Genomic DNA, 24,267 nt, shown 5'->3' on the forward strand with positions numbered 1-24,267 from the left:
GGGAGTTTGGCGCCGCCGTGGATTTTCTCCAGTGCGCCGGCGGCGTCGAGGGCCTCGATGTCGCGCCGGACGGTCATGAGGGAGACCCCGAGCATCCGGGCGAGGTCCGCGACCCGGACGATGCGTTCGCGCTGGACCTCCGCGAGGATGGCGGAATGGCGGGCTGCGGCTAACATCTTTCCATCCTTCGTGGCCGGACTGGCGTGTAGAGGTGCGGGGGGACCGGACGGACTGCGACCGTCGAGCTTTCCCTGTGGAAAGCCTAATCTTCCGCGCGACTGCTCAAGACCACCGGTTGATTGAATATGTGCTCTATTGTTTGAAAATGTTTTTTAGTGTAAAAATGAAGCCATGACACAAACCACGGCAACCCGGCTGGCCGACGGCCGGGAAATCCTCTATTTTGACGACGCCGGGTCAGCCGGGCGGCCGCCCGCGTCCCTGGTTGATCACCGCGTGCTCCCGGCCCGTGCCGGGTCCGGCCAGCTGCGCTTCGATGCGCTCAGCCGCGAATGGGTCGCCGTGGCCGCGCACCGGCAGCAACGCACCCACCTGCCGCCGGCCGACCAGTGCCCCATCTGCCCGACGACGCCGGCCAACCTCACAGAAATTCCGGCGTCGAACTACGACGTGGCCGTCTTCGAAAACCGCTTCCCCTCGCTCGGTCCGGACACGAACCCGATCCCCGCCTCGCCAGCCTGGGGGACCACAGCCGCCGCGGTCGGCCGGTGCGAAGTGGTCGCGTTCACCCCGGAGCACGCTGGGTCCTTCGCCGACCTCGGCTGGCGCCGCACCCGGACAGTGATCGATGCCTGGGCCCACCGGACCGCGGCCCTCAGTTCCTTGCCCGGCATCCAACAGGTCTTCCCGTTCGAAAACCGCGGCGCTGAAATCGGCGTCACCCTGCACCACCCGCACGGGCAGATCTACGCCTACCCCTACGTGACACCCCGTGCCGCTGTCCTGGCTGCCGCGGCCGGCGAATTCTTCGACAACTCCGGCGGCACCGCGACGCTCGCCTCGTCCTTGCTGCGGGCAGAGCGCAGCGACGGCCGCCGCATGGTCATCGAAGGCGAGCACTTCAGCGCCTACGTCCCGTTCGCCTCGCGCTGGCCGCTGGAAGTCCACCTCGTCCCGCACCGCCAGGTCCCGGATCTTGCCGCCCTCGACGGGGCCGAGCGCGACGAACTGGCGGAGCTCTACCCCGAACTCCTGAAGCGCTTCGACGCCCTGTACCCGACGCCGACCCCCTACATCGCGGCCTGGCACCAGGCACCGCTGGAGCCGGGCATGCGCCAGGCCGGTCAGTTGCACCTGCAGCTGACCTCGCCCCGCCGCGCCGCCGACAAGCTCAAGTACCTGGCCGGCTCCGAAGCCGCCATGGGCGCCTTCATCAATGACACCACGCCCGAATCCGTCGCGGTCCGGCTGCGCGAAGCCGCCGGCGTCGGGACCCCCACCACCCTGACCCCCACCACCCTGACCCCTGCCACCCTGACCCCGGAAGGCGCCCGCGCATGAACACGACATCCCGCACCGACGCGGCCGCCGGCCCCGATGCGGCGGCCCGCAGCCTGTCGGACCGCTTCCAGGCCACCTTCGGCGCGGCGCCGCACGGCGTCTGGGCCGCCCCCGGCCGGGTGAACCTGATCGGCGAGCATACCGACTACAACGAGGGGTTCGTCCTGCCCTTCGCCATCGACAAACGGGCCCGGACCGCCGTCCGGCTCCGCCCTGACAACACTGTGCGGCTGTTGTCGACCGTGGGCGACCAGGCACTCGTCGAAGCCGACGCCGACGCCCTGGCACCGGGCACCGCCACCGGCTGGGCCAAGTACCCGCTGGGCGTGGTCTGGGCTTTGCGGCAGCACGGCATTGAGGTCCCCGGCTTCGACCTCCTCCTTGACTCCGACGTCCCGCCCGGCGCGGGGCTGTCCTCCTCGCACGCGATTGAATGCGCCGTCATCACGGCCCTGAACGATCTCACCGGGGCCGGTCTGGCCGCCGAGGAGATGGTCCGGCTGACCCAGCACGCGGAAAACGCCTTTGTCGGCGCCCCGACCGGCATTATGGACCAGTCGGCCTCGCTCCGCGGCGCCACCGGACATGCCGTCTTCCTCGATTGCAGGGACCAGGCCGTGCAACTCGTGCCGTTCGAGGCGCAGAAGGCAGGGCTCGTGCTCCTGGTCATCGACACGAAGGTCTCGCACTCGCACGCCGACGGCGGCTACGCCTCCCGCCGCGCCTCGTGCGAGCTCGGCGCCGGGGTCCTCGGCGTGAGCGCCCTGCGGGACGTCGCCGTCGCCGACCTTGAGAAGGCTCGCGGACTGCTCGATCCGGTGACGTTCCGGCGCGTCCGCCACATCGTCACCGAAAACGACCGCGTGCTGCAGACGGTGGACACCCTTCGCAGCAAGGGCCCCGCCTGCATCGGCAACCTCCTCGACGCCAGCCACGCCTCCATGCGGGACGACTTCGAGATCTCCTGCCCTGAGCTCGACCTCGCTGTGGACACGGCCCGAAGCCACGGCGCCATCGGCGCGCGCATGACCGGAGGCGGTTTCGGCGGCTCAGCCATCGCCCTGACGCCGGTACAGGACGAACGGCAGGTCCGCGACGCCGTCGTCCGTGCCTTCGAGGAAGCCGGCTTCACACGGCCGGACATTTTCACCGTCACTCCGGCGGCAGGAGCCGGACGCATCCGATGAGGACGTCCCGCATGAGTCCGGCGAGCGCCATCGCCAGGCAAGCGGTGCCGTGGTCAGGCTGCGGGGCGGCCGCATCCGCAGGACTGCCTGATCCGCAGCTGCGTCGGGAAGATCCGTTGCTCCGGCGCCTGGCCGCGGGACGAGCCCACCAGGGCACTGACCGCCGCCTCCGCCATGACCCGGACCGGCTGTTCCACCGTGGTCAGCGCCGGCCAGCAGTATTCGGCCTCGGCCGAGCCGTCGAAGGACGTCATGGCGATGTCACCAGGGACGTTGAGCCCTGCCTCGTGCAGGGCCCGCAAAATGCCGATGCCCTGCATGTCCGAGCTGGAAAAGATCGCCGTCGGCCGGTTCGGTGAGGCGAGCAGCCGTTGCCCCGCCGCGTACCCGCCGGCGCGGGTGAAGTCCCCGCGCACAATGGGGCCCTCCGGCAGCCCGGCCTCGGTGAGCGCCTGGAGCCAGCCTTTTTCTCGGAGGTCGAAGTCGTTGGCTACGTTGGTGCCCATGGCCAGTGCGATATTCGTGTGTCCGTGCCCGATCAGATGCTCCACCGCGATTTTGGCCCCGGCGGCCAGGTCAACGCCCACGCTGTTGAAGCCGGGGGCGCTGCCGCTGTGGTTCAGGAGCACCGCAGGGATCTCGGCCGATTCGAGGGCCGCCAGATCCGGTTCGAAGAGAACGCTGGCCAGGACAACCCCGTCCACCTGGCGCGAGGCGAGGTTGCGGATGTTGCGGCGTTCCTTGGCCAGGTTGCCGTCCGAGTTGGTCAGCAGCAGGGCGTACCCGAGTTCGGCCGCGGCGTCCTCCACGGCGTGGGCCAGCAGGGAGAAGAACGGGTTCGAGTTGTCCGGGATGACCAAGCCTATGGTCTCGCTGGAACCCAGCTTCAGCGCGCGGGCGGCCGCGTTCGGGCGGTACCCCAGCACGCGGATGGCATCCTGGACCTTGGCCTCGGTAGCCGGGGCCACCTTCTTCGGGCCGCCGTTGACTACATAACTGACGACGGCGGTGCTCACCCCGGCGTAGCGGGCAACGTCCTTGCGGGTCACCGGGCCGCGGGGGGTGTGCACTGCCGAAGTCGTCATGGAGTACATGCTAGCTAGCTGCCGGACGGTGCATCGCCAAAATCGTGGATCGGCAGGCGTTCCCCGTTGCGCTGGGCCGAAGCGTGCGCCACGATGCCGGGCAGGGTGAAGCGCGCGGCCACCCAGGCATTGACCGGGGGCAGGGCCCCGCTGTTGACGGCGGTCACGAAATCGTCCACCAGGAACTGGTGGCTTCCTTCGTGTCCGTTCGGTGCTCCGCGGAACTCATCGGGGAGACGGCCGGCGTCGTGCACTGGCGCCAGCCCGGAAATGAAAGCGTCCCGCAACTCGGGGGCGATACCGGCCAGGGACGGGTCGTCTAGAGGAATGCTGGGCCGGGTTTCCAGCTGTCCGGAGACATCTTGGACGTCTTTCTTGTCCTGCCAGAGGCTCACGGTGGCGAGCTGTTCAAAGCTCGCCTCGGTGCCGAAGAAGCGGAAGCGCGATTCGCGGATGTGCGAGGGGTAGCCCACCCGGCGCATCTCGTTGGTGCGCATCACGCCGCCGTCGTTCAGTTCAAAGAGCGCGCTGGCGTTGGAGAAATCGTTGCCGAAGAGACTGACGTCCTTGTCGAAGACGCCGTCCTGGCGGTCGTCCTTGACGCCGACGCAGCTGACGCTCACGGCGTGCGCGGGCACGGCGCCTAGCACGCCGCCGATCGCGTGGGTGGGGTAGAGCATGGGCGGGTAGCTGGCCGTTTCCTTCCAGCGCTCGCCCCCGCTGTACTGGTAGGCCTCGTAGAAGCCGAGATCCATGTCGTGGACGTAATCACCCTCGGTGTAGAAAATCCGCCCGAAGTTGCCGGCGGCGTGCCGGTCCCGCGCGTACACCGTGGCCGGGTTGTAGTAGCTGGTCTCGCCCATGGCGTACACCAGTCCGGTCTCGCGGACTGCGTCAATGATCCGCCCGATCTCCTCCTCGGAAACGGCCATGGGGACCGCCGAATAGACGTGCTTTCCGGCCCGCAGTGCCCGGACAACGAGCGGGCCGTGGGTCCAGCGCTGGGTGAAAATGGCGACGGCGTCGACGTCGGAAGCCAGGAGTTCCTCGAAGCTGTCCATGGTGCCGTCCAGTGCCCACTGCTCCCGCGCGGCGGCCGCCCGTTCGGGACGCTCGTCGACGGCGTAGACCGCGCTGACGCCGGGATGGAGGTTGAAGAGGTGGGCGAAATGGCCGCCGAACTGGCCGACACCGACAACTCCGATTGAAAACGTCATTCTTGCCTCTTCCGATCTGCCCGGACAGCCGGACTCCGCGCCCGTGCGGGCTTCCGCAACAGCGTCCCACGGGAATCTACTCGAGTCAATAGTTACCGGTGAGTACCAGAAAAATACCGAAGACAAAGGAAATTAGGCTTGCCGGCCAATATCTACTCGTGTAGATTCATGTCCAGCTGTTACCCACATCACATCATCAGGAAGGGTCAACGATGACCACCATCACCAAGCTCCCGGACCCCGTGGCCGGCGGAATAAAACCCGGACACCGCGGAAGGTCCGAGAAGGTGGGCCGGGGCCGCCGCCTCGGGGACCTCCGGATCGCGCTGCTGTTCATCCTGCCGGCACTGGTCGGCTTCGTCGCGTTCTTTCTGGTCCCCACGATCCGCGGCATCTACCTCAGCTTCACCGAGTACAGCATCCTGGGGGATCCCACCTGGATTGGTGCCAAGAACTACACGGCAATCTTCGGCGATGAGCTGTTCTGGAATGCCATGGGCGTCACCCTTCAGTACGTCGCCCTGAACATCGGTTTCCAGACCGTCATCGCCGTCGGGCTGGCGCTCCTGATGTACCGGGTGGCCAAGTCCACCTTCATCCGCGGCGCCCTGCTGCTGCCGTTCCTGGTGGCCAACGTGGTCGTGGCCCTGCTGTGGTTCTGGATGCTCGACTATCAGATCGGAATCGTCAACGAAATCATCAGCTGGCTGGGCCTGCCCCGCGTAGCCTTCTTCGGCAGCGAGCAGTGGGCGATTCCCACCATCGCCTTCGTCAACGTCTGGCGCCACATGGGCTACACGGCCCTGCTGATCTTCGCCGGACTGCAGTCCATCCCCAACCACGTCTACGAGGTCGCGTCCCTCGACGGCGCGTCTCCCACCCGGACCTTCTGGAGCATCACCATGCCGCTCCTGCGGCCCGTGCTGGTGCTGGTCCTGGTGGTCACCGTGATCGGGTCCTTCCAGGTCTTCGACACCGTCGCAGTGACCACCGGCGGCGGCCCCGTCAACGCCTCCCGTGTCATCCAGATGTACATCTACCAGAAGGCCTTCGGCGAATCCGACTTCGGCTACGCCTCCGCGCTGTCCGTCATTCTCTTCGTCATTCTCGCTCTTGTGGCCTTCATCCAGATGAAGTTCCTCAAGGGCAACGAGTCGGATCTGGACTAAGGAACCCACCGCCATGAGCACCTCCACCGTTTCCCGCAAAAAGCCCGTCAACTGGCGCCGCGTCGGCGCCTGGACCCTCGTCGCCGTCGCCGTCACCGTAACAGTGGCGCCCTTCCTCTGGATGCTCCGCACTGCACTCTCCAGCAACCATTCCCTCGCCGCCAACGCCGGCAGCCTGCTGCCCGCAGACTTCAGCTGGGGCGCCTTCAAGCGGGTCCTGGGGATGCAGAGCCCAGAAGAGGCAATCGCCGAGGGCGGCTCCGGTGCCGCCATCAACTTCTGGCTCTACCTGCGCAACTCGGTGGTGTTCGCAACCCTCACCACCGCCGGTCAGGTCTTCTTCAGCGCGATGGCCGCCTACGCCTTCGCACGGCTCCGCTGGCCGGGTCGGAACCAGGTGTTCGCCTTGTTCCTGGCCACGATGATGGTTCCGCCGATCTTCACCGCGCTTCCGAACTTCCTCATGATCAAGAACCTGGGCCTGCTCAACACTTTCGCCGGCATGGCCCTTCCTTTCCTGTTCATGACGCCGTTCGCCATCTTCATCCTCCGCCAGTTCTTCCTGAGCATGTCCCGGGAGGTGGAGGAGGCGGCCATGCTCGACGGCGCCAAGCACCTTCGGATCTTCTTCCAGATCGTGCTGCCCAATGCCGCCGCGCCCCTGGCCACCCTGGCCCTGCTGACGTTCATTGGCCAGTGGAACGAGTACTTCTGGCCGCTGCTCGTGGGGCAGGACGAGAACGTCCGCGTGCTCACCGTCGGCCTGGGCGTCTTCAAATCCCAGTCCCCGCAGGGTGCCCCCGACTGGGCCGGCCTGATGGCCGCGACGCTTGTCGCCGCCCTGCCCGTACTCCTGCTCTTCATCGCCTTCGGCAAGCGGGTGGTCAATTCCATCGGCTTCTCCGGCATCAAATAGCTCCCCATCAACACGCACTTCGCCCCTGTCAAGCACGTCCACGAAAGGTCCACCATGAAGAAGTCCCTCGGCATCGCCGCTGCCGCCGCAGCCATCGCCCTCTCCCTCTCCGCCTGCGGCGGTTCCGCCCCGGCATCCTCGGAAGCCAAGGGCGAGATCAACTACTGGCTCTGGGACGCCAACCAGCTCCCGGCCTACCAGCAGTGCGCCGACGACTTCACCAAGGCAAACCCGGACATCAAGGTCAAGATCACCCAGCGCGGCTGGGACGACTACTGGACCACGCTGACCAACGGCTTCGTCGCCGGAACGGCGCCGGACGTCTTCACCGACCACCTGTCCAAGTTCCCCGAGTACGCCGCGAAAAAGCAGCTGCTGTCCCTGGACGACGCCGTGGCCAAAGACGGCATCAAGCTCGACAGCTACTCCAAGGGCCTCCCCGAGCTCTGGGTCGGCCAGGACGGGAAACGCTACGGCCTGCCCAAGGACTGGGACACCGTAGGCCTGTTCTACAACAAGGCGATGACGGACTCCGCCGGCCTCACGGCCGAGCAGATGGCCAACCTGGACTGGAACCCCAAGGACGGCGGAAGCTACGAGAAGGCCATCGCCCACCTGACCGTGGACAAGAGCGGCAAGCGCGGGGATGAAGCCGGGTTCGACAAGAACAACGTTGCCGTCTACGGACTCGGACTGGCGGGCAGCGGCTCCGGCCAGGGCCAGACTGAGTGGAGCTTCCTGAGCGCCACCACCGGCTGGACCCACACCGACAAGAACCCGTGGGGGACCAAATTCAACTACGACGATCCCAAATTCCAGGAGACGATTTCCTGGTGGGCCGGCCTGATCGAAAAGGGCTACATGCCCAAGCTTGAGACCACCGTGGGCGCCAGCCTGGCGGACAACTTCGGTGCCGGCAAGGCCGCCATCAACACCACCGGAGACTGGCTGATCGGCCAGTACCAGAGCTACAAGGGCGTGCAGACGGGCATCGCCCCCACCCCGAAGGGCACGGACGGCAAGCGCGCCAGCATGTTCAACGGCCTGGCCGACTCCATCTGGGCGGGCACGAAGAACCCGGCCGCCTCGGTCAAGTGGGTCGAATACCTGGCATCCACCGCATGCCAGGACGCCGTGGCCAAGAAGGCAGTCGTCTTCCCGGCCATCACCAGCTCCGCCGACATTGCCGCCAAGGCCTTCACCGCGAAGGGCACTGACGTCTCGGCCTTCACCACGCAGGTCAAGGACGGCACCACGTTCCTGTTCCCGATCGCGGACAAGGCGGCCAAGGTCGACGGCATCATGAAGCCGGCCATGGACGCCGTCCTCTCCGGCAGTAAGCCTGCCAGCTCACTGACCGAGGCTAACGACAAGGTCAACGCCCTCTTCAAGTAGGCACACACCGTGGCTGCAGGCGCCCCCAGCCGCCACACGCTCCGGATGCCGCCGCTGCCCCCGGCCGCGGCGGCATCCGGAGCCCTCCCTCCCCGTCCCAAGGAATCCCGCGTTCCTGAACACGCGCCGAACCACCGAAAGAGACCTGCCATGGATCCCCTTTACCTCCGCTCCGCCAACACCAGCCTGGTGATCAGCTTCGACAGGGGGGAGGCCGAGGTCATCCACTGGGGCGCCGACCTGGGCGAGTTCCTTCCCGACCTCACCATCCTCGGCGGGCCCGTCCCGCACTCGGCGGTCGACGTCGCCGTCCCCGCCGGGCTGCTGCCCCAGACCTCCTCGAGCTGGCAGGGCCGTCCTGCCCTGCGCGGACACAGGATCGCCGACGGCGTTCCCGGCCATGACTTCTCCGTCCGCCTCCGCGTGGCGGATGTGACGCGGGACGGTGACGGCGACGTCGTGATCATCCAGGAAGATGCCGACGCGGGCATCAGTGTGGCATCCACCCTCAGGCTGCATGGCGGCGGCCTGCTGGAATTGCGGCACACCGTCTCGAACACCGGCACCTCGCCGTACCAGCTCGATGAGCTGGCCACGGTGCTGCCGGTGGCGCCGGACGCCGTCGAACTCCTGGACCTCACCGGCCGGTGGTGCCGGGAACGCCACCCGCAGCGCCGGACGATCCAGCAGGGGACCTGGGTGCGGACGGGCCGGCACGGCCGCACCGGACATAACTCCTCACTGATTTTCGCCGCAGGCACCGCCGGCTTCGGCAACCGGCACGGCAAGGTCTGGGCCACCCATCTGGCCTGGAGCGGCAACCACGAACAGTTCGCGGACAGCCTGGCGGACGGGCGGACCATGATCGGGGGATCCGAGCTGCTTGGCCCGGCGGAGGTCCTCCTCCCGGCCGGCGGCAGCTATACCACGCCTGCGCTCTTCGCCGCCTACTCGGACCGCGGACTCGATGGCGTCAGCGAAGCGTTCTACGCCTGGTTCCGGGACCGGCCGCACCACGTGCTGCCCGCGCCGGCAGCAAACGCCGGCCCCGGCAAACCCCGTCCGGTAGTGCTCAACACCTGGGAGGCCGTGTACTTCGACCACAACCTCACCGCCCTGATCGAGCTCGCCGACTCCGCGGCCGAGCTCGGAGTCGAACGCTTCGTGCTCGACGACGGCTGGTTCCGCGGGCGCCGCGACGATCACGCAGGCCTGGGCGACTGGTACGTGGACGAGGCGCTCTGGCCGTCCGGGCTCACGCCGCTGATCGACGCCGTGACGTCCCGCGGGATGGAATTCGGGCTGTGGGTGGAGCCGGAAATGGTCAACCTGGACTCCGATGTTGTCCGCGCCCACCCGGACTGGATCGTCGGACCTTCCGTTGAGAGCTTCAAGGATGGCGGCCGCCTTCCGCTGGAATGGCGCCACCAGCACGTGATCGACCTCGTCAATCCCGACGCGTGGCGGTACATCTACGACCGGATCGACGCGCTGCTGCGTGCCAACGACATCAGCTACCTCAAGTGGGACCAGAACCGGGACCTGACGGAACACGGCCACGCCGGCCGCGCCTCGGTCCACGAACAGACCCTCGCCGCCTACCGGCTCTTCGATGAACTCCGTGCGGCCCATCCGGGCGTCGAGATTGAAAGCTGCTCTTCAGGCGGTGCGCGGGTGGACCTCGGGATCCTGGAGCGCACCGACCGGATCTGGGCTTCGGACTGCAACGACGCCCTGGAGCGCCAGAGCATCCAGCGCTGGACAGGCCTGGTGGTTCCGCCGGAGCTTGTGGGCGGCCACATCGGCCCCACAACGTCGCATACGACCGCCCGCACCCATGACCTCTCCTTCCGCGCCATCACAGCACTCTTCGGCCACTTCGGCATGGAATGGGACGTCCGGCAGGTGCAGGGCGCGGAACGTGAGGAGCTCAAGCGCTTCATCGGGCTGTACAAGGAGCACCGCGGGCTGATCCACAGCGGCCGGATGGTCCACGCGGACGTGCCCGACGATTCCCTGATGCTGCACGGTGTGGTCGCCGCTGAAGGGCTTGGCGACGGTGCCGTGCCGGGCCCGGCGGCGGCGCTCTTCGCCCTGGTGAGCACCAGGACCTCTTTCTCGGAGCAGCCTGGACGGATCACCCTTCCGGGCCTGGGCGCCGGCACGAGCTATCTGGTGGAGGCCATCTTCCCCGCGCCGGGCGATGCCGACTACGCCCGGACCTTTACGCAGGTCCAGCCTCCGGCCTGGCTGGAATCCGGGGCCAGGGCGAGCGGGCGATTCCTGGCGGAGGTGGGGCTGCCCATGCCCGTACTCAACCCCGAGCACGCGCTGCTGCTCAGAGTGACAACCACCGGCGCCTAGCGCCTTCAGCCCGGAGCCGTGTCCCACGGGTCACGCGAGAAAGGTCATGCACATGCCACATCAGCCCACCAACCGTGCAGTCGCTGCTGCCGCCCACGTCTCCACGGGAACCGTTTCCAACGTCCTTCACCGGCCGCACGCCGTCGCCGGTGAAACCCGGGAACGGGTGGAACGGGCCATGCTGGAGCTCGGCTTCCAGCAAGATGAGCGGCCTGCGCGAAGGCGCCGCTGGCACCCGGTGTCGGGCCAAGGCCGGACGGCGGCGCCGGAACAGCCGGAAGCGTCGGCCCCTGACCCGGACCCTGACAACCGGCCCCTGCATGACTTTCCGCTCCACGGGAAAGTCACGGTGCTCCGCCATGGGGCCGTCATGGCCTCGGGCCTGTTTGAGTGTTCGATGCAAGACGGTTCCGGGGCTTGGGTCCGGTTTGACGACGGACGGGGCCGGATTCTCCTGACCCGGGACGAAGGCTACGAGCTCCGGCCGGCAGCTGTGGCCCGCTAGCGGCCGCGGTGCGGAAGCGGTGTCGGCGGCGGTGTCGGCGGCGCTGGCACCGGCGCTGCGCAAACAATCCGGCGCTGCGCAAACAATCCTGCGCTGCGCAAACAATCCTGCGCTGCGCAAAATATCCTGCGCAACGGGAATACCACTAGCGCAGGGTATCTTGCGCCGCGAGGGCACAGTTGCGCAGCGAAAAACACGCCGGTCAACCCCGGGGCAGCTGCAGCACAGCCGTGGCCGCCAGCAGATGCGGCGCGGGGTCCGGCTCCGTCCCGGCCGCCCACTGCATCCAGGCCTCAAACGTCGCGCCCAGATAGGCCGCGCACAAGTACGGCGCGGAGTCTTTGCTGACCCCTTGCGCCAGGAGGTATCGCAGGGCCCGTTCGCGCTGGGGCGCCAGGGAAGCGTAACTCCGGCCTGCCAGTTCGGGGTGTTCGGCGATCAAGCGCAGGCGTCCGCGCGTCACGGCGAGATCCGGGATGGCCGCCACCCCGGCGATCGCGGCCGCGCGCAGGCCGGCCAGGATGCCGCCGTCGGGCGCGTCTTCCCGGCGGGTCTCCTCCAACACGCGTCCGGAGGCTTCCACCACGGCCTCCATGCCGCCCCAGACGAGGTCGGCCTTGCTGGCGAAGTAGCGGTACAGGCTCTTGCGCCCGATCCCGGCCGCACGCGCGATGTCCTCCATAGAGGTTTGTTCGTAGCCGTTCTCGGCAAACAGGCGCAGTGCGATGCCGGCGACAGCGTCCGGATCGATCGACGCCGGACGCCCGGCCGCACGGGCTGCGGCAGTGGCCTGCTCGTTCGCAGGCAGTCCACCAGTATTCACCCTTACATAATGACACAGAGTGTCATAAGGTGAGCCCTGTCACCGGTTTTCACCGTCTGGAAGGACATCATGGGCAACGACGCTTCATGGCAGGAAATCACCACCGCGGGCCGTTTCGCCGGCAAGACCGTCGTTGTCACCGGCGCGGGCTCGGGCATCGGACTGGCCACGGCCCTCCGGGTCGCAAACGAGGGCGGCCGGGTCGTCGCCGCCGACATCAGCAAGGAACGCCTCGATGCCCTGGTGGCGGAAAACGGCGGCCTGGATCTGGTCCCCGTAGCCGGCGACATCTCGACCGAGGAGACCGTGGCAGCGGTCGTCGCTGCCGCGGGCGGGCGGATCGACGCCCTCGCCAACGTCGCCGGCATCATGGACCACTTCGCCCCGGTCCACGAGGTGGACGACGCCACGTGGGAGCGCGTCTTCCGGATCAACGTCACCGCCCTCATGCGCCTCACCCGTGCCGTCGTGCCGCTCATGCTCGAGGCCGGCGCCGGTGCCGTCGTCAACGTTTCCTCCGAGGCCGGGCTGCGCGGGTCCGCCGCCGGCGCCGCCTACACGGCGTCCAAGCACGCCGTCGTCGGCCTGACCAAGAACTCCGCCGTCATGTACGGGCCGAAGGGCCTGCGCTTCAATGCCGTCGCCCCCGGCGCCACCATCACCAACATCGTGGCGACGTGGGCGTCCGAGCTGGCCGCCGAGCGGCTCGGCCCGCTGATGGGGGCGAACATTCCGACCCCCGCCACGGCCGCGCAGCTGGCCGCCTCCATCACGTTCCTGCTTAGCGACGACGGCACCAACGTCAACGGCGCCGTCCTCGCCTCCGACGGCGGCTGGTCGGCCCTCTAAACGCCCACCAAACCACCCGTTGCGCTGTCAGTCCTGATCGCTGTCGGCGTCGAATGACGACCAGGACTGATAGCGCAACCAGGCAGGACAGGAGGGCGTAATCTAGTAGGCTTTCACCCGCTGTTCGACGATGAGGTGGATTAGGGCGAACACGCCGTCCTTGTCGATGGCGGCCAGCGCGGCCTCGAGGGCGGCGGGCACGTCATTGTCCTCAGTGACAGTGATGCCGAAACCGCCGAAGGCCCGGGCCATCATGCCGAAATCGGGGTTCTTCAGCTGCGTCCCCGACACCCGGGACGGGTAGTGGCGTTCCTGATGGGTGCGGATGGTGCCGTATTCCTGGTTGTCCATCACGATGATGAGCGGCGTGGCCCCGTACTGGGCGGCCGTGGCCAGCTCCTGGCCGTTCATCAGGAATTCCCCGTCGCCGGCGATGGTGACCACCCTGCGCTTCGGGCTGGCCAGCGAGGCGGCGATGGCCGAGGGCACCGAGTACCCCATGGAGCCGTTCCGGGCGCTGATCATCGAGGCGTAGCGCCGCGTGGGGAAGTACCGGTGGGCCCAGTTGGTGTGCTCGCCCGCCCCGAACGTCACCGTGGCGTCCTCCGGCAGCAGCGGGACGAGGTTCGCCATGAGGGTGTCCATCTTCGCGGGCCCCTCGTCCGGGGTCGACGGCGGAAGGCTGGCGAAGGACTGCTGCTCGGCACGCATCCGGGCCGTCCACGCCTTCCACTCCTCCTTGACCGGGAGGTCGATGTTCACCAGATCCCGGACGAACGCCTCCGGCTTGGCCAGGATCTGGCGGGAGACGGGGCCGGAGCGGCCGCGCAGCGAGGGATCGATGGTGACCAGGAAGTTCTTCTTGTTCCAGTCCTGCCTGCAGACAAAGCCGTCCGTGATCACGTCTCCCGGGACCGTCCCGACGAACACGAGCAAGTCGGTTTCCTCAAGCAGATCGTAGGTGGGGCGGGGCCGGCCGTAGCCGATCGGTCCCACATAGCTGGGGGAGTCGAAGGAGACGGTTCCCTGCGTGCGCCATTCCGCCGCGGCCGGGATGTGGTGCTCTTCCAGCCATTCCGTGAGTACCCGGGCCGCGTCTTGGGTCCAGTCGTTCCCGCCGGTGACAAAGAGCGGCTTATTGGATTGTGCGAGGGCTTCGGCGAGGGCGCCGGCATCCGTGCTGCTCATGCCGCCCGCGGCCACCGGAATGGCCGGATGCAGGGCCGGATCAATCCGGGCGCGGATGATGTCCTCCGGAAGGCCCACCACCACGGGGCCAGGGCGGCCGCTCATGGCGGCGAACATTGCCTCGGCGACGATCTCGGAGGCCCGTTCGGGGTGGTCCAGGACCATCACGCGCTTGGCTCCCGTGTCGAACCACGCCTTGATATCGAATTCCTGGAACGCCTCGCGGTCCCGGTGCGCGAATGGAATCAGCCCGACAAAGAGCAGCATCGGGGTGGAGTCCTGCCAGGCGGTGTGCAGGCCAACGTGGGCGTTGGCTGCCCCGGGCCCGCGGGTGACCATGGCGACGCCGGGACGCTGGTTCATTTTGCCGTCGGCCTCGGCCATATACGCGGCGCCGCCCTCGTGCCGGCAGACCACGGTCTCGATTTCAGAGCTGTGCAGCCCGTCGAGGACGTCCAGGAAGCTTTCCCCCGGGACGACGAAGGTGCGTTCAACCCCGTGCGCCACGAGCGAATCAACAATCACGTGGCCGGCGGACTTGAGCGTCCCGCTGCCGTTGATGCTATCCAAAATAGCCGCTGGGACCGTCTGTAGGGTGTCGCCTTCGACTGGGTGCGTATCGGTTTCCATCATGGTGGATGCAGACTCCGTATTCATCACTACTTGTCTTCTTGGGTATGGTGGGCGGGCATGGCATGTCCTCTGAATCCAGCGGAGCGGTCGTGGGTGCCTAGTCTGTTTCCGGTCCGGTGCAGAAGAAGCAGCCGTCCTCGCAACTGTCGTTCGACGCCGGCGGGTTGCCTCTGTGTGCGGCCGACGGGCGCAGATCCTGCAGAGCACTGGGGTGGCTGGGACTCAGCCGGGTTCGTGGTTTCATGGGCGCCTTCAGGTTGTATGTCGGGTTGGAGGACGGGCCTGCATCAGGATGTTCCATTAGCGGATTGGGGTCCGGTTGGCCAGCACGGGCGCGGCGCCCGTGAAGCCGTCGCGGGTTTCGGCGATGTCGTGGATCTGTTTCCGGCAGGCGTACCAGCCGCCTACCATCAGCGCGCAGGCCACCAGGGTCACCAGCAGCGTGAGCGGGGAGTCGATGAAGACCATGACAAGCACGCCGAGCAGGAACACAAGGGAGAGATATCCGGTGTAGGGGGCGCCGAACATCCGGAAAGAGGGGCGTTCGAGCCAGCCTTTGTCTGCCCACCGTTTGAGCTGCATCTGGCAGAGCACAATGGTGGCCCAGGTGACAACGATGCCTACGGAGGCGACGTTCAGGACGATCTCGAACGCCTGGCCCGGTACAAGGTAGTTCAGCGGGACCCCGAGGAGGGAGACGCCGGCGGTGATGGCGATGCCCCCGTAAGGGACGCCGGCCTTGTTCATCCGCCGAGCAAACTTCGGGGCCGATCCGGCCACTGACATGGAGCGCAGGATGCGGCCGGTGGAGTACAGACCAGCGTTCAGCGAGGACAGGGCGGCCGTGAGGACGACGAGGTTCATGATGACGTCCACACCCTGGATGCCGATGGATCCGAAGAACGTCACAAAGGGGCTGACACCTTTTTGGTACGAGGTGTACGGCAGCAGCAGCGCGAGCAGGATGACGGAGCCGACGTAGAAGACGGCGATACGGAAGACCACGGAGTTGATGGCCTTGGGCATGATCCGCTCGGGGTTTTCGGTTTCGCCGGCGGCGGTACCGATCAGTTCGATCGAGGCGTAGGCGAACAGGACGCCCTGCATGAGGATGATCATGGGCAGCAGGCCGTTGGGAAAGATGCCGCCGTTGTCGGAGATAAGGCTGAAGCCGACTTCCTGGCCTTCCACGGGGGTGCCGAACATGACGAAGTAGGTGCCGACCAGCAGGAACGCGACGAGGGCTGCGACTTTGATCAAGGCGAACCAGAACTCGAGTTCGCCGAACACCTTGACGGAGACGAGGTTCAGGCAAAGGACCACGATGAGGGCGATCAGCGCCCACGCCCACTGCGGTACGGCCCCCATCCAGGGGACGTACTTGCCGAAGAAGTTCATGTAAAGGGCCGCAGCGGTGATGTCCACGATGGTGGTGGTGGCCCAGTTGATCCAGTAGAACCACCCGGAGATGAACGCTGCTTTCTCTCCGTAGAATTCGCGGGCATAGGACACAAACGATCCTGACGAGGGCCGGTGCAGGACCAGTTCCCCCAGGGCGCGCAGGATCAGGAACGCGAAGAAGCCGCAGACGGCGTAGGCGATGACCAGTGACGGGCCGGCAGCGTTGAGCCGGCCGCCGGCGCCCAGGAACAGGCCGGTTCCGATGGCGCCGCCGATCGCGATCATCTGGATCTGCCGGGGTTTAAGGCTCTTGTGGTAGCCCGAGTCCTCAGCGTGGATTAGGACATCCGAAGCGTGGGCGTGGCCACCATCGGCCTGGTACAAGCCAACCTCGTCATTGGGGTTGTTAGACATGGGGAATCCTTTCGACCTGTCAGAGATCTAAATGGGTTATGGGAAAGATGTGGGGGACAGCCAGGCGTCAGATCAGAAGATCGACCACCCGGTCCGGTCCGACAGGTCAGCGAGAGCCGCCGTGCCTGCCAGGGAATTTCCTTTGGAATCCAACCGCGGGCTCCAGACGCAGATGGTGCACTCGCCGGGGACGATGGCCAGGATGCCGCCGCCCACGCCGCTTTTCCCCGGAAGTCCGACGCGGTAGGCAAACTCGCCGGCTGCGTCATACATGCCGCAGGTCAGCATGATGGAGCCGATGCGCTTGGCCTCGCTCCTGGAGATCACCGCGCCTTGCGCTCCGCGGCCATCCCGTGCAAGAAAAAGGGCCGCCTTGGCCACCTCCACGCAGCTCATCATGATGGAGCACTGCCTGACGTAGTTCTCTACGACGGCCTGTGCGGGCCGCCGCAGGTTGCCGAATTCCTTCAGGAAGTGGGCGAGGGCCAGGTTACGGCTGCTGCTGGAGAGTTCACTCGTTGCGGCGATCTCGTCGATGAAAGGACCCTGTCTTCCATGCTGGTGCCCCACCTGGCCGGCGAGGAAGCGCAGGACCTGAGTGGCGGCGTCGGAAGAGCTTTCCATCAGATGGTCGGTGACCACCAGTGCGCCCGAATTGATGAAGGGGTTCCGTGGGATCCCGTGCTCGACTTCAAGCTGGACCAGGGAGTTGAAGGACGTCCCGGACGGCTCGCGGAGGACCCTGGACCACAACGAGCCGGAGTCATCGGCGCCGAGCGCCATCGCCAGGGTGAAGACCTTGGAGATGCTCTGGATCGAGAACGAAAGGTCCGCGTCGCCGGAACTGAATACTTCCCCGGACGTCGTGGCAACCGCGATGCCGAAGCGGTCGAACGGCAGGGACCGTAGGTGCGGAATATTTGCGGGAGCTGAGCCCGCCTCCGTCCGGGGCCGGTGGCGTCGGACAATGTCATCCAATACCGGGCCAAGCGGCGGCGAATCGAGTGCTGTCATCATTTTCTGCCCAGGTGCTCCTTCTGCGTGCCTGCCCACTCCTGAACATGAAGCAGGGCGACCAACGAATCGCGGGGATTGCTGAAGGTCAGACCGGTGACCCGGCTGACCTTTCCGATCCGGTAGTAGACGGTGTTCTTATGCAGCTGCATCCGCTTCGCGCACTCGGCCACGTCCATAGACGCGTCGAAAAATGCACGCAGGGTTTCGGCCAGTTCTGCGTCGTCACGAAGCAGGGCCCACAGGCTGCGGTGCCGGAAGGCCGCCGTCGTGAAGTTCTCCACGGCGTCGTGGAAGAGGATCTCTGCCTCGAAGTCGTCCACCGTGGCCACCGGCGCTTCGCCGGACCGGCGCATGCACCCCAGTAGGGCTTCGGATATTCCGGTCACGGAATGGAGCGAGAGCAGGTCGGGAACAACGGGTCCTACGGCGGCAAAGGGGCTGATGCCGAGGTGCCTGTTGGCGTCCTTGACGATTGCCTCGGCCAGGCTCCGCAGCCCGGCGTCGGCATTGGAGGACTGGAGCCCGGGAACGACCACGGCGGTGTCGCCGTGAAACTGTCCCACGATGGCGGACGGTTTGTAGGCGGCCGCGTGGATCGAGGCGAGGTTGGCCAGCTCCCCATGCTTGAGCGCGGCGTCGTCTTCCTGGGCTTCAGTGGCTGACAGACCAATCAGGATCAGGGCCGAGGGACGGTCCGCGGGGATCTTCTCACTGTGCGCGCTCGCCGCAGCTTCCGCCGGACCCGAAAGGAGGCGCGCAACCCGGTCCTCGCGCATTTGCACGGACTGCTGGTTGCGGTAGCGGATCAGCTCGGCTGAGGCCCGCGCGGCGGATCCTGTGAGCACGTAGTCGACGTCGTCGCCGAAGCCGGCGCCGGTTTCCTGGAGCCAGATGTAGCCCATGATGCGGTTGCCGGCGAACAAGGTGATGGCGACGCGTTCCCGCAGACCATCCTGGGGCCGCGCGGGAACCCGGACCGGCAGCCGGGTCCGGTGCAGCTCGCGGTAGGCGCCAAGGTCCTTGAGCAGGAGTTCGTATTTGCGCGGACCGCGCCGGGCCAGGATCGACGCCTTGCGTAGTTCGTCAATGGCGTTTGAGACCGTGGAGTAAGCCAGGACCTTGTTGGCTGCGTCCTCTATCACCACGTGGCTGGAGGTCAGGCGGGCCGTGGTCTGGGCGATGGCGAAAAGATCTTCTTCTAGCAGCGTCAGCACTTCGCGCTGGTAGCTGGGCGGCTGGATCCGGTCTTTGGCGATGGACAGCAGGCGGTCCCAGTCCGCGGCCGAATCCACCAGCAGCAGACCGGTTCCGGCGGCGCGCAGCAGCTCTTCGGCTTCCGCCAGTTCCTCCGGACTGCCCTTGACGGCCAGGACCAGGGGCGGGTTCTTCAAGAGGCGCCGCACTGCCGGCAACGCGGAGCGTCCGCGAACGCCGATCAGCAGGACAAAAGCAGCCGCGCCGTCGGAGATCTCGTCGTCAGCGTCGACGATCACGAAGCGTTCGATCGCCGCATCCGTGCGGGAAGGCCGGAGCGCAAGGCTGGCGAAACCCAGAGGGAGATCCGCGAGGATGTCGTCCACCGTAGCTACGGGCATGGGCTTCCTTCTGACATTGGCACCCGCCCGGACGGCTCTGTCCGGACACTTCATGCTACCGAGCGACGACCCCCAAAAATATGGAAAAGAGCCTAAATTACGCGGCCCGTCTTAGGTCCGCGGACCAAAGCGTGCCCCGCCGCATCAGCGCGTCAGCTCTGACTGCACTCGAATGACGTGGCGGCTCTCTGACCGGTCTGAGCGCCCCGCGATGGTGTCGGTGAGGTGCTCGTGGCATTTGATCTGGTGCTGCCAGCCGTGCCTCCCAGCCAAAGCGTCTGCGAGGACACAGTCATGGTGTCCAAACGCCATGGTATCGAGGCTGCACGCGGCGTAACCTGACCCCTAAGCGGGTGACTCGGCCACCCCTCCCCCTTCATTCGTGAGCAGGAAGTTGGGAGCGTCCATGAAGAAGAGCCGGACAGGCCACGGCGGTTCGCGGTACCCGGCCGCTTCGGTGCGGGCAGAGCGCCCGCCGATTGAGGGAAACCAGCTTCGCCTCGCAGCGACGCTGCTTTTCGCCGGCGTCGTGGTGTCGCTGGGGGCGGGCCTGTTCCATGCCGACTCGGCCGACGCGAACGACCACGCGGCCACGTTCGCCGAATACGCCCGCAGCAGCATCTGGACCGGAGTCCACCTCGGCCAGTTTGCCGGGATGGCGCTGCTTATCGCCGGGCTGCTGGTTTTGTGGTCCGCCCTCGACGCACGGGACGGGGCACTGGCGTGGACAGCCCGGTTCGCTGCGGTGTCCTCAGTCGTCGCTCTCGCCCTCTACGGCGGCCTTCAGGCCGTGGACGGCGTGGCGCTCAAACATGCCGTGGACGCATGGGCGGCAGCGGCCGGTCCGGAGAATGCCTTTCGGTTTGCCGCCGCCGAGGACATCAGGTGGCTGGAGTGGGGGATGAGGAGCTACCAGAGCATTGTGCTGGGCGTTGCCCTTGTCCTGTTTGGGGTTGTCATTGTGGCCACCCGCCGCCTCTCCCGCGTGCTCGGCGGCCTCATGGGATTGTCCGGACTCGCGTACATCGCGCAGGGTTGGATCATCGGGACGGAAGGCTTCGCAGCCGCGAACGCCCTGCCGACGCTGGCGGGGATCGCACTCGTTCTCGTGTGGGCGGTTTGGCTCATCATCAGCGCGTGGCGGACGGTTCCCAGGGAGCGGGCCGCGGGAGGGCGCCTGCCACCGGACCCGTGATTCGCCCGGAGCGCCACTTCGCGAAATGATGTGACCATGGCGAACACTGACTTGCAGCCCTGGGTGAAGAACTACCAGCCCGGGGTCCCGGCCGAGATCGAGCTGCCAACGGAGTCGCTCGTCGGCATGCTGGAGCGATCCGTGGCCGAGGCCGGCAGCGCGCCCGCACTGGAGTTTTTCGGCCGCCGCACCAGTTACACCGAGCTCGGCGAACAGGTAGACCGGGCCGCTGAGGGCCTGCGCCGTCTCGGCGTGCGCGCGGGGGACCGGGTGGCCCTAATCCTGCCGAACTGCCCACAGCACGTCGTGGCGTTCTATGCGGTGCTGCGCCTGGGCGCCGTCGTCGTCGAACACAACCCGCTATACACCTCACGCGAACTCCGCCACCAGTTCGAGGACCATCAGGCGAGGATCGTGATCGCCTGGGACAAGGCCGCAGCCGCCATCCGCGGTTTCCCGGCCGACGTCGAGATCGACCACGTTGTCTCGGTCAACCTCCTCGAGGCGTTCCCCGCCCTTAAACGCCTGGCCCTGCAGCTGCCGGTGAAGAAGCTCCGGGAGACACGGGATTCGCTGACCGCCCCGGCGCCTGGCACCATGCCATGGAAGGAGCTCCTCAGCCACGGCCGGATCAGCCCGGGACACGCGCGCCCGTCGGTACAGGACCTCGCCGCCATCCAGTACACCTCCGGCACCACCGGCCGGCCCAAGGGCGTCATGCTGACGCATTACAACCTGTATTCCAATGCACTGCAGGGCGAGGCCTGGATGGAAGGGGCCGAGTACCGCAAGGAAATTTTCTACGCGATCCTGCCGATGTTCCATGCGTTCGGCATGACGCTGTACCTCACCTACGGCATCCGCAAGCAGGGACTGCTGGTGCTTTTCCCCAAGTTCGATCCCGACCTCGTCCTTGGCGCCATGAAGAAATCTCCCGCCACGGTCTACTGCGCCGTGCCGCCGATTTACGAGCGCACCGCGATGGCCGCGAAGGAAAAGGGCATCTCGCTGCGGTCCTGCAAGTACTGCATCTCCGGCGCCATGAACCTGCCGCGCCACGTGGTGGAGCTGTGGGAATCCGTGTCAGGCGGGCTGCTGGTGGAAGGCTACGGAATGACCGAGTCCGCCCCGGTGGCCATGGGCAACCCCTTCCACCCCACCCGCCGCACCGGGACCATCGGTGTGCCGTTCCCTTCGACCCTGATGAAGGTCGTGGATCTGGACGACCCCACTGCCGAGGTGCCGCAGGGCCAGCCGGGGGAGCTGCTGATCAAGGGCCCGCAGGTGTTCCAGGGCTACTGGAACAACCCGGAGGAAACCGCTAAAGCCCTGACGCCCGACGGCTGGCTTCGCACAGGCGACGTCGTCACCGTGGATGAGGACGGCTTCGCCACGATCGTTGACCGGGCCAAGGAACTCATCATCACGGGCGGATTCAACGTCTCGCCTACCGAGGTCGAGGCGGCCCTGCGCCTGCACCCGGACGTCCGCGACGCCGCCGTGATCGGCAAGCCGCTGGAACGCGGCGGCGAGATGGTGGCGGCCGCCGTCGAGCTCGAACCAGGCGTTTCATTGGATGAAGAGGCGCTGCGCGTGCACTGCCGCGAGCATCTCGCCGGCTACAAGGTCCCTCGCCGGATCGTGGACGTCGAGGACTTGCCGCGCTCGATGCTCGGCAAGATCCTGCGGAAGAAAGTTCGGGAGCAGGTCCTGCCGGGGTTGTAGCGGGGCCCCGGAAGACTGCAACATCATCCGTGTAGCCGGCCCCGGCATCTTCGACATCCCTGGCGCGCCGTATGACCCCGTACTCAGCTTTAGAAGAGGAGGGCGTTCATGTCGCCCAAGGGCTTGGCTCGCGACGCCGACGACCACCCCGGACGCACGACCGCTGAGTCTTCTTCGACTGGCAGACATCCTCATTTGGACGCCAGGTCCAATCCAGCCGCATTGATCCCTCGCTAACGGTCGCGTGTTCCGAACACAGAGGACGACGGCGGGAGCATCCGCCGCCGTCCTCTCTCCGTGTATGAACGCCATCCGCTACCGGGATCCCGCGCCTCAATCTTCGGGGTCGGCCTCTCTGCGCGTGCTCACAGATAGCTCGTCACGGTCGCGCGGAGGACTTCGGTGTGCTCATAGATTTCTTCCAAAGAGCTGATTGGAACCCGGGTTTCTTCCTTATTGGCATCAAACACGCCGATGTACTTTTGTGTGCGGTTGAAATGGAGCCTGGCGATGGGCTTGCGGTTGTTGTCGTCCAGCAGCACAGCACAATAGGACTTGGCATCACGCTGAACGACGCGGGCGGGCTTCACTTCGCTGCAGACGATGGCACGCACGATTTGGTAGCCCTCGATCTCCTCCAGCGTTGTTTCGATGCCGTCAGCCTCCGCCAGATCGGCTTCGGCGACCGGCGCGCTGGTAACGGTGGCCGCCGCGGCTGAGTCGTCGGTCTGCGGAAAGCCCGGTGCACCGAGAGCCTTCTTGAGCCGCTCATTGACCTGGTCGTTGAGGAACTGTTTGGTCGCTTTGGCCACCAGTACCGTGAACTGTTCGCGGACCTTCTGCGTGTACGCGCCGGTGTAAACGCGGCTGGTGAGGAATTTGACCCATTCGTCTTCAGGTTCCCTGAACTGCGCCGCCAGCGTCCGCTTGAGTTCGCCGATGTATTTCAGTTCCCCCGCTGCGTTGATGATGGAATCGAGATCAAAGACGTCCTTTGTCAGTTTCTGCAGTTCAGGAACGAGCGAATCATCGATGTCATTCAGATCCAGAACCAGGAACGGCTTTGCATCCATGCGGTTGGGCGCGTCCAAATCGGTAAAGAACTGGTACACCTCACCGTTAGTGAGAATGGCGATCCGCGCGTTGGTCACTGCGAAGTACCGGAACAACTGGGAGGCATGCTCAATCTTGACGGGCTCTGATGATTTTTTGCACTCGATCAGGATCTGGACTTCGCCGTCCTTCACGATGGCGTAGTCGATCTTTTCGCCTTTCTTGAGCCCGACGTCGGCGATGAATTCCGGGACGACTTCGAGCGGGTTGAAGACGTCATAGCCGAGAATCGTAGAAATGAAAGGCATCGCGAAAGCATTCTTCGTGGCCTCCTCGGTCTGAATCAAACCACTTTGCTGGCGCACCTTTGCAGCCATCGCGCTGAGCCGTTCTGAAAATTCCATGGATCCCCCCGGAGTCGAAATGCGGTCGTGTGGCCAACGGTAACGGAGGCGACCGACAATAATGACCATTTTCGCTCCCGAGGACCGGGTCATTCGCCGCGAGGTGACGCGTCGCGGAAGTGATTGCCCTCAATATCCGCTGCAGGGAAGTGCCATCGCGACGGCGGGGCGCCGGAAGACTGCCGGACGCCGGGGGATGTCTAAGGAGGCTCAGCGGCCCCCGGCGGGCACGCGGAATGGCCGCGCTAGTGCGGCGCGACTTCCTCCGCTTCGTCGGGGGTCACGAATGCGCACGAGCCGTGGTGGCGCTCCGCCAGCGTGCAGGTGCGTCCGGTGGGGAGGTGGACGTTGCCGCAGCGGCCCGCCATGGCCACGTCCTCCCGCACGTGGGGACTGTGGGTGCTGCTCAGATCCGGCCGCTCCTCGGCGTCCCGGTGCGGGCGGGTGTTCTCGGGCCTGCTGTTCGCTGGGCTGTTCACGTCTGGAACTCCTCAAGGCCTGCAGTGCAGGCGGGATGGGCCGTGCCGGGTTCTTCCCAAGCCCCAGCCTCGCACAAGCAGGTTAACGTTTCGTTACCGTCACGTTAGGTTCCGGTCTCGGGCCCAACCGCC

20 protein-coding genes are annotated in these 24,267 nt (G+C 66.3%); 10 read left to right on the top strand and 10 right to left on the bottom strand.

Going from position 1 to position 24,267, the window contains the following annotated elements:
* The coding region (locus AC1DCZ_RS06150; RefSeq protein ID WP_476973959.1) for a DeoR family transcriptional regulator at positions 1-176 on the bottom strand (176 nt) is incomplete at its 3' end.
* 175 nt (positions 177-351) lie between these two features.
* Here AC1DCZ_RS06150 and galT point away from each other — a divergent pair.
* The gene (gene galT / locus AC1DCZ_RS06155; protein WP_476973797.1) at positions 352-1,521 is read left to right on the top strand and encodes a galactose-1-phosphate uridylyltransferase; all 1,170 of its coding nucleotides are present in this window, start codon (positions 352-354) and stop codon (positions 1,519-1,521) included.
* Positions 1,518-2,708 (top strand): galactokinase, encoded by a 1,191-nt coding sequence (gene galK / locus AC1DCZ_RS06160; protein ID WP_476973798.1) that lies wholly within the window; start codon positions 1,518-1,520, stop codon positions 2,706-2,708. Before galT ends, galK begins: the two co-directional genes overlap by 4 nt.
* Before the next feature lie 53 nt (positions 2,709-2,761).
* On the opposite strand, the gene AC1DCZ_RS06165 is transcribed toward galK, so the two are convergent.
* Positions 2,762-3,802 carry a LacI family DNA-binding transcriptional regulator gene (locus AC1DCZ_RS06165; RefSeq protein WP_476893654.1) on the bottom strand — a complete coding sequence of 347 codons (1,041 nt, stop codon included), beginning with the start codon at positions 3,800-3,802 and terminating at the stop codon, positions 2,762-2,764.
* Between the two features lie 5 nt (positions 3,803-3,807).
* The gene (locus AC1DCZ_RS06170; protein ID WP_476973799.1) at positions 3,808-5,010 is read right to left on the bottom strand and encodes a Gfo/Idh/MocA family protein; all 1,203 of its coding nucleotides are present in this window, start codon (positions 5,008-5,010) and stop codon (positions 3,808-3,810) included.
* 212 nt (positions 5,011-5,222) lie between these two features.
* Between AC1DCZ_RS06170 and AC1DCZ_RS06175 the strand changes: the two genes are divergently transcribed.
* The 5 genes from AC1DCZ_RS06175 (at position 5,223) to AC1DCZ_RS06195 (ending at position 11,359) form a co-directional block, all read left to right on the top strand.
* Positions 5,223-6,179 (top strand): carbohydrate ABC transporter permease, encoded by a 957-nt coding sequence (locus tag AC1DCZ_RS06175; RefSeq protein ID WP_476973800.1) that lies wholly within the window; start codon positions 5,223-5,225, stop codon positions 6,177-6,179.
* Positions 6,180-6,192: 13 nt separating this feature from the next.
* A complete protein-coding gene (locus AC1DCZ_RS06180; protein WP_476973801.1) occupies positions 6,193-7,095 on the top strand; it encodes a carbohydrate ABC transporter permease in 903 nt (300 codons plus the stop codon).
* Between the two features lie 54 nt (positions 7,096-7,149).
* Positions 7,150-8,490: an ABC transporter substrate-binding protein gene (locus tag AC1DCZ_RS06185; protein WP_476973802.1), complete on the top strand. Its 1,341-nt coding sequence runs from the start codon at positions 7,150-7,152 to the stop codon at positions 8,488-8,490.
* A gap of 150 nt (positions 8,491-8,640) precedes the next feature.
* A complete protein-coding gene (locus AC1DCZ_RS06190; protein ID WP_476973803.1) occupies positions 8,641-10,854 on the top strand; it encodes an alpha-galactosidase in 2,214 nt (737 codons plus the stop codon).
* Positions 10,855-10,906: 52 nt separating this feature from the next.
* Positions 10,907-11,359 carry a helix-turn-helix domain-containing protein gene (locus tag AC1DCZ_RS06195; protein WP_476973804.1) on the top strand — a complete coding sequence of 151 codons (453 nt, stop codon included), beginning with the start codon at positions 10,907-10,909 and terminating at the stop codon, positions 11,357-11,359.
* Positions 11,360-11,561: 202 nt separating this feature from the next.
* On the opposite strand, the gene AC1DCZ_RS06200 is transcribed toward AC1DCZ_RS06195, so the two are convergent.
* A complete protein-coding gene (locus AC1DCZ_RS06200; protein WP_476973805.1) occupies positions 11,562-12,182 on the bottom strand; it encodes a TetR family transcriptional regulator in 621 nt (206 codons plus the stop codon).
* A 69-nt stretch (positions 12,183-12,251) separates the two neighbouring features.
* Between AC1DCZ_RS06200 and AC1DCZ_RS06205 the strand changes: the two genes are divergently transcribed.
* A complete protein-coding gene (locus AC1DCZ_RS06205; RefSeq protein ID WP_476973806.1) occupies positions 12,252-13,031 on the top strand; it encodes an SDR family NAD(P)-dependent oxidoreductase in 780 nt (259 codons plus the stop codon).
* A 102-nt stretch (positions 13,032-13,133) separates the two neighbouring features.
* Here the strand turns inward: AC1DCZ_RS06205 and AC1DCZ_RS06210 are convergent, their stop codons facing one another.
* From AC1DCZ_RS06210 to AC1DCZ_RS06225, 4 genes are all read right to left on the bottom strand, one after another.
* Positions 13,134-14,876 (bottom strand): thiamine pyrophosphate-dependent enzyme, encoded by a 1,743-nt coding sequence (locus tag AC1DCZ_RS06210; RefSeq protein WP_476973807.1) that lies wholly within the window; start codon positions 14,874-14,876, stop codon positions 13,134-13,136.
* A 276-nt stretch (positions 14,877-15,152) separates the two neighbouring features.
* Entirely contained in the window at positions 15,153-16,667 is a 1,515-nt protein-coding gene (locus AC1DCZ_RS06215) for an amino acid permease (RefSeq protein WP_476893663.1), read from the bottom strand.
* Between the two features lie 72 nt (positions 16,668-16,739).
* Entirely contained in the window at positions 16,740-17,684 is a 945-nt protein-coding gene (locus AC1DCZ_RS06220) for a glutaminase (RefSeq protein ID WP_476973808.1), read from the bottom strand.
* The gene (locus AC1DCZ_RS06225) at positions 17,681-19,279 is read right to left on the bottom strand and encodes a PucR family transcriptional regulator (protein ID WP_476973809.1); all 1,599 of its coding nucleotides are present in this window, start codon (positions 19,277-19,279) and stop codon (positions 17,681-17,683) included. Before AC1DCZ_RS06225 ends, AC1DCZ_RS06220 begins: the two co-directional genes overlap by 4 nt.
* A gap of 406 nt (positions 19,280-19,685) precedes the next feature.
* Between AC1DCZ_RS06225 and AC1DCZ_RS06230 the strand changes: the two genes are divergently transcribed.
* Positions 19,686-20,474, top strand: coding sequence for a hypothetical protein (locus tag AC1DCZ_RS06230; protein ID WP_476973810.1), 789 nt, complete (start codon positions 19,686-19,688; stop codon positions 20,472-20,474).
* A gap of 36 nt (positions 20,475-20,510) precedes the next feature.
* Positions 20,511-22,199: a long-chain-fatty-acid--CoA ligase gene (locus AC1DCZ_RS06235; RefSeq protein ID WP_476973811.1), complete on the top strand. Its 1,689-nt coding sequence runs from the start codon at positions 20,511-20,513 to the stop codon at positions 22,197-22,199.
* A 365-nt stretch (positions 22,200-22,564) separates the two neighbouring features.
* Here AC1DCZ_RS06235 and AC1DCZ_RS06240 read toward each other — a convergent pair whose 3' ends face one another.
* Complete coding sequence (locus tag AC1DCZ_RS06240) at positions 22,565-23,656, bottom strand: type I restriction endonuclease (protein WP_476973812.1); 1,092 nt, start codon at positions 23,654-23,656, stop codon at positions 22,565-22,567.
* A gap of 245 nt (positions 23,657-23,901) precedes the next feature.
* The gene (locus AC1DCZ_RS06245) at positions 23,902-24,135 is read right to left on the bottom strand and encodes a hypothetical protein (RefSeq protein ID WP_476973813.1); all 234 of its coding nucleotides are present in this window, start codon (positions 24,133-24,135) and stop codon (positions 23,902-23,904) included.
* Between the last annotated feature and the right edge of the window lie 132 nt (positions 24,136-24,267).

Source organism: Arthrobacter sp. 10N418 (assembly GCF_056394725.1).

What these genes read in the sequence shown, in the direction of transcription:
- galT (WP_476973797.1), top strand. Translation starts at nt 352, where the DNA reads ATGACACAAACCACGGCAACCCGGCTGGCCGACGGCCGGGAAATCCTC.
- galK (WP_476973798.1), top strand. Translation starts at nt 1,518, where the DNA reads ATGAACACGACATCCCGCACCGACGCGGCCGCCGGCCCCGATGCGGCG.
- AC1DCZ_RS06165 (WP_476893654.1), bottom strand. Translation starts at nt 3,802, where the DNA reads ATGTACTCCATGACGACTTCGGCAGTGCACACCCCCCGCGGCCCGGTG.
- AC1DCZ_RS06170 (WP_476973799.1), bottom strand. Translation starts at nt 5,010, where the DNA reads ATGACGTTTTCAATCGGAGTTGTCGGTGTCGGCCAGTTCGGCGGCCAT.
- AC1DCZ_RS06175 (WP_476973800.1), top strand. Translation starts at nt 5,223, where the DNA reads ATGACCACCATCACCAAGCTCCCGGACCCCGTGGCCGGCGGAATAAAA.
- AC1DCZ_RS06180 (WP_476973801.1), top strand. Translation starts at nt 6,193, where the DNA reads ATGAGCACCTCCACCGTTTCCCGCAAAAAGCCCGTCAACTGGCGCCGC.
- AC1DCZ_RS06185 (WP_476973802.1), top strand. Translation starts at nt 7,150, where the DNA reads ATGAAGAAGTCCCTCGGCATCGCCGCTGCCGCCGCAGCCATCGCCCTC.
- AC1DCZ_RS06190 (WP_476973803.1), top strand. Translation starts at nt 8,641, where the DNA reads ATGGATCCCCTTTACCTCCGCTCCGCCAACACCAGCCTGGTGATCAGC.
- AC1DCZ_RS06195 (WP_476973804.1), top strand. Translation starts at nt 10,907, where the DNA reads ATGCCACATCAGCCCACCAACCGTGCAGTCGCTGCTGCCGCCCACGTC.
- AC1DCZ_RS06205 (WP_476973806.1), top strand. Translation starts at nt 12,252, where the DNA reads ATGGGCAACGACGCTTCATGGCAGGAAATCACCACCGCGGGCCGTTTC.
- AC1DCZ_RS06210 (WP_476973807.1), bottom strand. Translation starts at nt 14,876, where the DNA reads ATGAATACGGAGTCTGCATCCACCATGATGGAAACCGATACGCACCCA.
- AC1DCZ_RS06215 (WP_476893663.1), bottom strand. Translation starts at nt 16,667, where the DNA reads ATGTCTAACAACCCCAATGACGAGGTTGGCTTGTACCAGGCCGATGGT.
- AC1DCZ_RS06220 (WP_476973808.1), bottom strand. Translation starts at nt 17,684, where the DNA reads ATGATGACAGCACTCGATTCGCCGCCGCTTGGCCCGGTATTGGATGAC.
- AC1DCZ_RS06225 (WP_476973809.1), bottom strand. Translation starts at nt 19,279, where the DNA reads ATGCCCGTAGCTACGGTGGACGACATCCTCGCGGATCTCCCTCTGGGT.
- AC1DCZ_RS06230 (WP_476973810.1), top strand. Translation starts at nt 19,686, where the DNA reads ATGAAGAAGAGCCGGACAGGCCACGGCGGTTCGCGGTACCCGGCCGCT.
- AC1DCZ_RS06235 (WP_476973811.1), top strand. Translation starts at nt 20,511, where the DNA reads ATGGCGAACACTGACTTGCAGCCCTGGGTGAAGAACTACCAGCCCGGG.
- AC1DCZ_RS06240 (WP_476973812.1), bottom strand. Translation starts at nt 23,656, where the DNA reads ATGGAATTTTCAGAACGGCTCAGCGCGATGGCTGCAAAGGTGCGCCAG.